The following is a 10,210-nucleotide window of genomic DNA, read 5'->3' as shown; positions in this document are numbered from 1 at the left end:
CTCAGGTCGGCTACGCATCGTGGCCTTGGTGAGCCGTTACCTCACCAACTAGCTAATGCGCCGCGGGCCCATCTGTAAGTGACAGCCGAAACCGTCTTTCAGCATTTCCTCATGAGAGGAAATGAATGATCCGGTATTAGCCCCGGTTTCCCGGAGTTATCCCAGTCTTACAGGCAAGTTGCCCACGTGTTACTCACCCGTCCGCCGCTAATCTTTTAAAAGCAAGCTTTTAAAAGATCCGCTCGACTTGCATGTATTAGGCACGCCGCCAGCGTTCGTCCTGAGCCAGGATCAAACTCTCCAATAAAGAGTATGAGTAAGCTCATAAAATAAAACGTTGGCTCATGTTCTTCATACGAAGACATGATAATATTGTTTGTTGACGCTTGTTTGTTTAGTTTTCAAAGAGCAATCAGCCACTCAAGAAGCGACTTTATTAATTTAACATACAGCGTTTTTCATGTCAACACTGTTTTAAAAAAAGAAATTAACCATCTCCGCAAAACCTTTTAAAGTTTGTTCTGCAGCGACGGTTATTAATATATCAAGGATATTAAAAAAGGTCAATACTTTTTATTGTTTTTTTACAATAGTTTTTAACCTGTGACTTTATAACACCGTTGATATAGCTTTTTTCCTTTTGTTTCAATAGGCACTACGCTGATAAACTTCTTTTCAATTAAATATTCAATAAGAATTTCTAAATCAACAGAGTAAACACTAAATTCGGGATGCTCCATCATTTGATTGAATGTCCAAATTTCTCGTTCAGATAATATTGAAAGGAGGTGTGAAGAACCTATTTGCGTTCTTGAGTGGATTAGAAATTCACTCGCTAAGAACAAAAGTTCCAGTCTTTTTTGCATTGTTTCTTCACTTGATACTAATTCCTCATATAATTTATAGATTTCTGGATCAATACGTTTCACTTGCGTCCACACTGTTACTTCAGGATGGAATCCATTTTCAATAATCGTTAACCGCGCTAAATGATGCAAAGAATGAACAATATGATTATAAGCATCTAAATATTGATAGTCATCAAACAAAGTCTTTCCATCCATATATCTGCGAATCAACCTAGCAAATTCTACACCCATTTTTATCTTTCTACCGTAAAAAGGAAAGTCTCTTAATTCCTTTTTCAAGTTTGCAATATATTCATTTCGATCAAACAGAATTATCCCCTCATATAGCCAGTCGAAGATTTTGCGGTTATTCCCTAGCAGCATCCATTCTTTAAGTTGAGCTTCAGTCACAATATGCATTGCCGCCTTTTGATCATTATAAGTATAATGTTCCACAAATATAGGTTGATCCTCTTCTTTCACTATAATGAGCAATATAGAATCAAACAAATCAGTTTCTGCTGAATGTTGCTGCCTTTTTTCTATCAACAACACACCAATAGTATTCGCCTGACTAGCTCTTTCCTGATAAATCGGGCGAAGGATATCCTCCATGGTAATTCCTCCAATTATATAATAGAAATACTTGTTCGACAGGTTGCCAAAAAATCCTGCTTTCCCTTTCTTCTGCTGTAAAAAAAATCATTATGATGATATGATAGACTTATCTCTTGGGAGGGAAAAGGATGGCAAAAAAATATTCAAGTAAAATTAATAAAATCCGCACATTCGCGTTAAGCTTAATTTTTATAGGCTTTTTTGTCATGTATGGAGGAATCTTCTTTCGTAATCATCCAATTGTTATGACCATTTTTATGCTTGTAGGATTGCTATTTATTATCGCAAGCACGATTGTTTATTTCTGGATTGGAATGTTATCTACAAAGACCGTTCAAGTTATTTGCCCAGGGTGTGGGAAACAAACGAAAATTTTGGGTCGGGTAGATATTTGTATGCATTGCAACGAACCCTTAACTCTTGATCCTTCGCTTGACGGTAAAGAGTTTAATGAAGATTACAATAAAAAAGGATAACAAGATGACTCGCTTATCTGCGAGTCATTTTTGTTATCCAAGAGTTTCTTTTTTATCATTGCCTTATAAATCAGATCAATGCGTTTCTTTACCCGAACATTCAGGACACGTACCATATATCTCCAAACGATGGTTACCTACTTGGAAACCCGTAACATGGGATGCCAACTGTTCAACCTCATCTAGACCAGGGTAATGGAAGTCAACAATCTTTCCACAGCTTTTACAAATGACATGGTAGTGATGAGTAGTAACAAAATCAAAACGACTAGAAGCATCACCATATGTCAATTCTTTCACCAAACCAACCTCACGGAAAACTCTAAGGTTATTATATACTGTCGCAACACTCATATTTGGAAATTTCCCTTCAAGTGCCTTATAAATATCGTCAGCTGTTGGATGGGCCATTGACTCAATTAAATATTCGAGTATCGCATGACGCTGCGGCGTGATGCGAACCCCTGTATCCTTTAAGGCATCTAAAGCTTCTTTTAACTGATTCTCAACCATCGCCATGCACCTCTCTTCTCTTTACAAATTATTACTTTATAATATTTATAAATAGTGTACTAGGTCTGCTGTACTTTTGTCAATATTAGACACTCACACACAGGGTTTACTCTTAACTTATTACCCACTTCCCCTTCTACGGAATCGCTGATTGCCTCTTTTTTCATATATGTATGCAATTTGCCTCATGATTTTCCAACAAAATTAGCAAAAACCTTATCTTTTATTAAGCCTTCCCTAATAGAAAAACAAAATTCTTGTTACTTACAGGTTAAAGTCTTATCTATAACAGATTTAAAAACCGAAGGATGTGAGTCCTAAAAAATACAAAATCTATTTTCTGCCGTAAAAAAAAGGATCGAGCCGATTATTCGACTCGATCAAAGTTTAATTGAGGAGGTATGCCCTAATATAAAGTATTCACATCGATAATAAATGAGTGGACAAATGCCTTTAATCAAAAAAATAGGCTTTATTGCAATTCATTTTTTATATATTCTAAAGCTTCCTCAACATGTCCTTTTACTTTAACTTTACGAAATTCTTTTACCAGTTCCCCTTTTTTATTGATAATGAAAGTGGAGCGTTCTATTCCCATATATTCTTTTCCAAAGTTTTTCTTAAGCTTCCATACATCAAAAGCTTCCGCTACCTTATGATCCTCATCCGCTAGCAAGAGGAAAGGTAAACCGTGTTTTTCAATAAATTTTTCATGTCGACTTATTGGATCCGGACTTACTCCTAAAATAACCGCATCCAAATTTTCAAAGTTTTCATGTTGATCTCTGAAATCGCAGGCCTCTGTAGTACAACCTGGAGTCATATCCTTTGGGTAAAAATAAAGAACAACATTTTTCCCGCGAAAATCTGAAAGGCTCACTGTCTCCCCATTGCTGGCCTCCAGCGCGAAATCAGGGGCAAGTTCATTTAATTCCACTACCATATTCTCCTCCTTTATAGTCACTAAATAAAGACTATCCTAAATGAGAAGATTATTTCAACCAAACAACTGTTTAAACTTTCCGATCAAAGACTGTGCGGGCAACAAAAGCTGTTGGAATCGTGTATCCAATCAAAGCTTCCAAAACAGCGATGAACCTCCCAATTCCAATAGGGGCAATATCCCCATATCCAACTGAAAAAAGAGTAACTGCACTAAAGTAAATACAAGTTTCTAATTTAGAAATAGTGGTTATAGCTTCATTAGTACTCGTACTTTTTGTGTATTCACCTTCCATGATGACAGGGTGACCTTCGGTTCCTACTAAAAAATAAATCAACCCAAACCCGATCATAACTGTCGCATAAATAATAGCTAAGATAAAAAAGTTCTCAATGGACATCTTTTTACCTTTAATTTTATCTGGAATAAAGAGCTCCCTCAGGCTCAGTACAATACAAAGGATAATTATGATGATTGAAAAATAAAAGCCCATTTCTACGCCCCGTTTCCCCTGCGTCTCTTTCTCATCTATACGCGCTCAAAGCCTTTTCTATGCAGGCAAGTCCACCTTTCTTCCAACAATCTTCATGAAAACTTCCTGAAGAATAGAAAGAAAGTATGCTAAAATATTACCGGCATATTAGTAAGGAGGAACTCATAATGAAAAGACCCAATTCTGAAAGATTACATAAAGAAGCAGTAGAACATATTGTTGGAGGAGTGAACAGCCCATCTAGATCTTACAAAGCTGTTGGTGGCGGGGCTCCCGTTGTAATGGAACGTGGCCAGGGAGCTTACTTTTGGGATGTTGACGGAAATCAATATATCGACTATCTAGCAGCCTACGGACCAATCATCACTGGACATGCTCATCCTCATATAACTGAAGCAATCAAAAAGGCAGCAGAAACAGGGGTTTTATTTGGAACTCCTACTCCACATGAAGTGAAATTCGCTAAAATGTTGAAGGAAGCGATGCCTGCATTAGAAAAAGTTCGTTTCGTCAATTCTGGAACCGAAGCGGTTATGACAACGATCCGTGTTGCCCGAGCCTATACAGGTAGAGATAAAATCATTAAATTTGCCGGATGTTACCATGGCCACTCTGATTTAGTCTTAGTAGCAGCAGGTAGTGGTCCTTCCACCCTAGGAACACCTGATTCCGCGGGCGTACCAAAAAGTATTGCTCAAGAAGTTATTACAGTACCATTCAATGATATCGAACCGTTTAAAGAGGCCCTATCTAAATGGGGAGACGAAATTGCTGCGGTCCTAGTAGAACCTATCGTCGGTAATTTTGGGATTGTGGAACCGAAGCCAGGCTTCCTTGAACAAGTGAATGAACTAACTCACGACGCTGGAGCTCTAGTTATTTATGATGAAGTTATTACGGCTTTTCGATTTATGTACGGTGGTGCACAGGATTTATTAGGGGTAAAACCAGACTTGACCGCGATGGGAAAAATCATTGGCGGCGGCCTTCCAATTGGAGCCTACGGTGGTCGAGCAGAGATTATGGAAAAGGTTGCACCTCTTGGCCCAGCATATCAAGCTGGCACGATGGCAGGGAATCCAGCTTCGATTTTATCAGGAATCGCCTGCCTTGAGGTATTAAAACAAGACGGTGTATACGACTATTTAGATCAATTAGGCGCAATACTTGAACAAGGAATTACCGATTCTGCCGAAAAACACGGAATCACTATTAGCATAAATCGCTTAAAAGGAGCTCTAACTGTTTACTTTACAAACGAAAAAGTTGAGAATTATGAGCAAGCTGAAAATACAGATGGTGAAATGTTCGCTCGGTTCTTCAAACTAATGCTCGAACAAGGTATTAATCTTGCACCATCTAAATATGAAGCCTGGTTTATTACGATTGCTCATACTAAGGAAGACATCGAAGCTACCCTTCATGCTGTTGACAATGCATTTTATTCATTAGCAAATGAATAAATATGCAGTATCTTATACAAAACAAGAGCTCTCTTTAGCTCTTGTTTTTAACTTTGCAACAATGCAAACGCTTACAATACAAGGTTATCTACCGACCCCTTCTCAAAAACCGAGGGTTATCTCATCCATATTTTTGTATAAATAATTGATTTCTGAAAATTCCCATGATAAAATAAACTAACTTTTCCGGTAACTTTCCATTTGCTGTTTCTACTCTAAATTTCAGTCTCATCATTTTTAATCTTATTTTACTGCTTATTCCCCACTTTCGCTCCTTCATTGGCAGCTAAACTAACACAAATTTTCAGGAGGTGAACCGGCTGAAGGAACTCCCTTTGAATAGCCGATTATATGAAAGAAAATTGGAGCCCATCTTTATTTAAAAATTTTTATCGACAAGAACATGATGCCTGTGGAATTATAGCTTGTGTAGAGAAGCAAAAAGTACCTACTAGAGAGAATATTTTTCATTGTATCGAAGGACTAGTTACAATGAACCACCGAGCAGGTTTTATTAATGGTGAAGGTGACGGTGTCGGCATTCATATTGATATCCCTCGCAGACTCTGGAAAGAAAAATTACACTCTGCCGGTATCGATTCTTCTGTAGTCGACCGTGATCAATTTGTTGTCGGACATATTTTTCTATCACGTAATTGTGACGCCTCTAAAACAAAACAAGAACTTAAAGAGAAGCTCAGTCAACATGGCCTCTCCCTCATCTTTGATTCAGACAAAGTGACCAATCCTTCTGCCCTTGGACCCATCGCTATTCAAGAAAACCCTGTATTCTGGCAATTTGCTTGTATTTCGGAAGTGTCAGGCGCTGACCTTTCAAAAAAATTGTTTACAGTCATCGTAGACTTCGAAAAGAATCATGAAGTTCATGTCGCTTCACTTAGCCAATATCACGCCATTTATAAAGTAATGGGGGCCGGTGACATCCTTCCGAAGTATTATTATGATTTAGCTAATCCTCTTGTTGCTTCAACCATGACACTTGGTCACAATCGTTACTCAACGAATACATTATCTAGCTTTTTTCGCGTTCAGCCTTTTAGCGTAATTGGCCATAACGGAGAAATTAATACAATTGCGAAATTACGCGATGAAGCCAATATGATCCATGTCCCGCTTGTTAAAGACGGAAGCGATTCACAAGATTTAAGTAGAACATTAGAAACCTTTATTTGCCGTGATGGATATTCGCTTTTTGAAGCAATGGACGTAATGTTTCCACCTATTATTAATGAAATCAAGTCCTATCCAACCAAGTTACAAGACCTATATACTTACCTCCGCGAGGCTTGGGGACATTATGCCCAAGGGCCTGCTGCGATTATCTCTCGGTATGGGGATGAAGCCGTTTTTAGTGTGGATGCATTAGGTTTACGGCCTTTATGGATGGTTGAAATTGAAAACTCTTACCTCTTCTCATCTGAACCAGGGGTAATTCCAGCCGAGGATTACGTCGGGGAACCTAAGCCACTTTCACCTGGAGAAAAAATCGGCCTAAAGTGGAATAATAATAGAATTGAAGTTTACGAGCATCATAAACTCCAAGAAGAAGTTTATCAACGTTTTTCCACCCGAATTGATTTTAACGGGGCACGTCGTCGCTTAGATATTTCTACCTTTGAAAAAACCGTTACGATTCGTTACCCAGAGAAAATTCATAATGGTCAGTACAAGGCCTTCGGATGGGAGCGTGATCATGTTCAACTGGTTGAGCAAATGGCTGAAAAAGGGATTGAACCCATCCGTTCCCTTGGTCATGATTCACCATTAGCTGCTTTAAATCCGGAACGTAGAAATATAGCAGATTTCATCAAAGAAAGCGTAGCTGTCGTGACAAACCCTGCAATTGACCGTGACCGAGAAGCAGAACATTTCTCCACCAGGACAGTCATTGGAAAACGACCAACATTATTTAATAACGAGGATGCCAGCGAAGTTATTGAATTGACTACTCCAGTATTGGTTGAAGGGAAACTAGGCTATGACTGCTACCTTGAAACAAGTCAACCAAGTGCGGATCAAATCATTCATTTCTATCAAGAGAAGAAACTAGTAAGCTATATCGAAACGATTTTCACAGAAAACGAGACGATACCAACAGCACTTGAGCGCGTTTCAGCTGAAGCCATTTCTGCTGTTGAAAGCGGCAAAGCGTTATTAATTTTAGATGATGCTAAAGCACATCGAGATGGACTATGGCTTGATCCTCATCTAGTTATTTCAACTATTGACCAAGCACTAACGAAAGCAGACTTAAGGAGAAATTGTTCACTCTTGCTTCGTTCCGCAGCGATTCGGTCTTTGCATGATATCATAACAGCCCTGGGCCTTGGGGCAGATGTTATCAGCCCTTACTATATGTTTTTAACCGTTAGTGGTGAATCTACTAAGCCTTTAATTAATCTTTATAGCGCTTTAACAAAAGGGCTTGAAAAAGTCATTTCAACGATTGGGATTCACGAGCTTCGTGGATACAGTCGTTTGTTCTCAGCCATCGGTTTAAACAAAGAACTAGCAAACTATCTTAATATCGTGAACTTCTTTGGCAACGAGAACTTGCAATTTAGTTTTAGTTTAATGAAAGAGGATGCCCTTGCCAGAGCGCAGGATTATCAAAGCGAGAAAGAGCGCATCGGAAAACCTTTCAGTCTTTTCCCACGGATATGGAAAGCAATTGGTGAAGTCGCATCGACTGGAGATTACAATGGTTACCGAGAAAAAATCTCAGAACAAGAAGAGAAAAATCCTACAACCATTAGGCACTTAACTGGATTAAAACAGACAGATTCTAGCGTCAGCTCTAATGATGTAGATATTAGTGTGGGCGAACACAGTTTACCTTTCATCATCTCATCAATGTCATTTGGTTCTCAAAACGAAATTGCATTCCGTGCCTACGCTGAAGGGGCAGATCGATTAAATATGGTCTCACTTAACGGCGAAGGCGGTGAAATTAAAGATATGCTCGGTAAATATCCGCGCACCCGCGGACAGCAAGTTGCTTCCGGTCGTTTTGGTGTAAATGCTGAGTTGTTAAACTCCTCCAACTTATTAGAAATTAAGATTGGGCAAGGAGCTAAGCCAGGCGAAGGCGGACATTTACCAGGTTCAAAAGTAACTGCTAAGATTGCAGAAGCTCGTAATGCAACAATTGGTTCTGATTTGATTTCCCCTTCAAATAACCATGATATCTATTCAATTGAGGATTTAGCGCAGATGATTCATGAACTCAAAACAGCAAACGACAAAGCGAAGGTCTCTGTTAAAGTTCCTGTAGTACCAAACATCGGGACTATCGCGGTTGGAATCGCCAAAGCTGGAGCGGATATTATTACACTAAGTGGCTTTGACGGCGGAACCGGTGCTGCTCGTATTCATGCTCTCCAGCATGTAGGTCTTCCTGTAGAGATTGGTGTTAAAGCAGCACATAACGCCCTGCTCGAAGCAGGGCTTCGTGATACAGTTGAAATTTGGGCTGACGGTGGTATTAAGAGCGCGTTAGACGCTTTTAAGGTTATGCTCCTTGGGGCGAACCGTATTGGGTTCGGAACACTTTCTATGCTGGCTATCGGCTGTACCACATGCCGAGGTTGTCATCTTGATACATGCCATGTGGGAATCGCAACGCAAATTGAGTCGGAAACACAAGCCAAGGAACACGGGCTTCGGCGTTTTGTTCCAAGACAATTCGATTTAGCAGTTCAAGGCATTATGAACTTATTTGGTGCTTTCGGGAACGAATTGAAAAGATTAGCAGCTTCCGTCGGAGTTAAAAACCTTCAAGATGTGGTTGGGCGATCAGATCTACTGGAACAAGTAAAAGGAAAAGACTTACTTGATTTAAGTAATTTATTAAAACCACTTGAAATCAGCCAGCTATTCTACCAAGAAGCTGCCGCTACTATAGAGGCTAAACAACTCCAAGTAGCAGCCGGAGCTGAATATCTTGATGCAGTGGATGAAGAACTACATCATTCTCGTCAATTCGAAGCGGTTACTGCCGGGCAAAGAGTTCTCGCCAGCCGCGTAAGTTGTCATCGAGTTCGGGGCCGCCTTGATGGTTCTTATAAACAACTATCACCAATCTCTTTACGATATAAAAAGTCGATACTCGGAAACGGGCTTGGCGCCTATAATACAGAAGGGATTACGATTGATGTCGATGGCGGCGGTCAAGACGGAGTCGGAAAAACTTCATTCGGAGGAAACATCCTCATCTTTAAAACGAAAGGAAAAGATGGTCAGTTTTATAATGGTTCCGTCGGAAAAGGGTTTGGCTACGGAGCTCAAAAGGGACTACTTGTTGCTCAAGGAAACGCAGATGCTCGTGCAGGGATTAGACTTTCTGGTGCGGATATGATCATTGGCGGCCTTGTAAAAGATCCTATACCTGCAAAAGAAGCTGGAAATATCGGCGCAAATGCAAATATTAAAGGATTTGCATTTGAATACATGACAAACGGACGCGGGCTTGTCCTTGGCGATCCGGGACCTTGGATTTGCGCAGGGATGACAGGGGGCGTTGTTTATCTTCGTCATCAACCGGAATTGGGTCTAACAGAGGAAGCACTGCAACGCAGAATCGCTAAAGGGGCAAAGGTTTCAATCGATCCACTGAATGCAATGGGAAAAAAAGACGTTCAAGAATTACTTAGTCGCTATATTGAGTTGTTGAATGCCCACGATCAAAAAGAGGAAGCTATCGAGCTCTCAAAGCTCCTTAAACAACCTGAGCAGGCATTTCTACAAGTAGTGCCAGTCAAAGAACAGGCTGATCCAGCTGTTTCCACTGAATAATAAACATAGAGAAAAAGTGGTCAATTTCGACCGCTTTTTCT

7 protein-coding genes and 1 rRNA gene are annotated in these 10,210 nt (G+C 39.8%); 3 read left to right on the top strand and 5 right to left on the bottom strand.

Translation table 11 applies throughout. The annotated features are described in order from the left end of the window. Both M3182_RS08075 and M3182_RS08070 read right to left on the bottom strand, forming a co-directional pair. Nucleotides 1–307: ribosomal RNA gene (locus M3182_RS08075) — 16S ribosomal RNA — on the bottom strand; the annotation flags it as partial. A gap of 289 nt (nucleotides 308–596) precedes the next feature. Next, a complete protein-coding gene (locus M3182_RS08070; RefSeq protein WP_251429184.1) occupies nucleotides 597–1,463 on the bottom strand; it encodes a nucleotidyltransferase-like protein in 867 nt (288 codons plus the stop codon). A gap of 131 nt (nucleotides 1,464–1,594) precedes the next feature. Between M3182_RS08070 and M3182_RS08065 the strand changes: the two genes are divergently transcribed. Beyond that, nucleotides 1,595–1,942: a YgzB family protein gene (locus M3182_RS08065; RefSeq protein WP_251429181.1), complete on the top strand. Its 348-nt coding sequence runs from the start codon at nucleotides 1,595–1,597 to the stop codon at nucleotides 1,940–1,942. A 75-nt stretch (nucleotides 1,943–2,017) separates the two neighbouring features. Here M3182_RS08065 and perR read toward each other — a convergent pair whose 3' ends face one another. The 3 genes from perR to M3182_RS08050 all read right to left on the bottom strand — a co-directional run bounded on the left by perR (nucleotide 2,018) and on the right by M3182_RS08050 (nucleotide 3,891). Next, entirely contained in the window at nucleotides 2,018–2,455 is a 438-nt protein-coding gene (gene perR, locus M3182_RS08060) for a peroxide-responsive transcriptional repressor PerR (protein ID WP_251429226.1), read from the bottom strand. A gap of 472 nt (nucleotides 2,456–2,927) precedes the next feature. Beyond that, complete coding sequence (bcp, locus tag M3182_RS08055) at nucleotides 2,928–3,398, bottom strand: thioredoxin-dependent thiol peroxidase (RefSeq protein WP_251429178.1); 471 nt, start codon at nucleotides 3,396–3,398, stop codon at nucleotides 2,928–2,930. A 70-nt stretch (nucleotides 3,399–3,468) separates the two neighbouring features. Further along, entirely contained in the window at nucleotides 3,469–3,891 is a 423-nt protein-coding gene (locus tag M3182_RS08050; RefSeq protein WP_251429175.1) for a potassium channel family protein, read from the bottom strand. Between the two features lie 167 nt (nucleotides 3,892–4,058). Here M3182_RS08050 and M3182_RS08045 point away from each other — a divergent pair, with 167 nt between their 5' ends. Beyond that, nucleotides 4,059–5,354, top strand: coding sequence for a glutamate-1-semialdehyde 2,1-aminomutase (locus M3182_RS08045; RefSeq protein WP_251429172.1), 1,296 nt, complete (start codon nucleotides 4,059–4,061; stop codon nucleotides 5,352–5,354). A gap of 351 nt (nucleotides 5,355–5,705) precedes the next feature. After that, entirely contained in the window at nucleotides 5,706–10,169 is a 4,464-nt protein-coding gene (locus M3182_RS08040; RefSeq protein ID WP_251557602.1) for a glutamate synthase-related protein, read from the top strand. The last annotated feature ends 41 nt before the right edge of the window (nucleotides 10,170–10,210 follow it).

Origin of the sequence: Mesobacillus maritimus, from assembly GCF_023715205.1 — a bacterium.
GTDB classification, from domain to species: domain Bacteria; phylum Bacillota; class Bacilli; order Bacillales; family Cytobacillaceae; genus Mesobacillus_B; species Mesobacillus_B maritimus_C.
The sequence above is the reverse complement of the archived record's forward strand: the minus strand, read 5'-3'. Positions and strand labels throughout refer to the sequence as shown.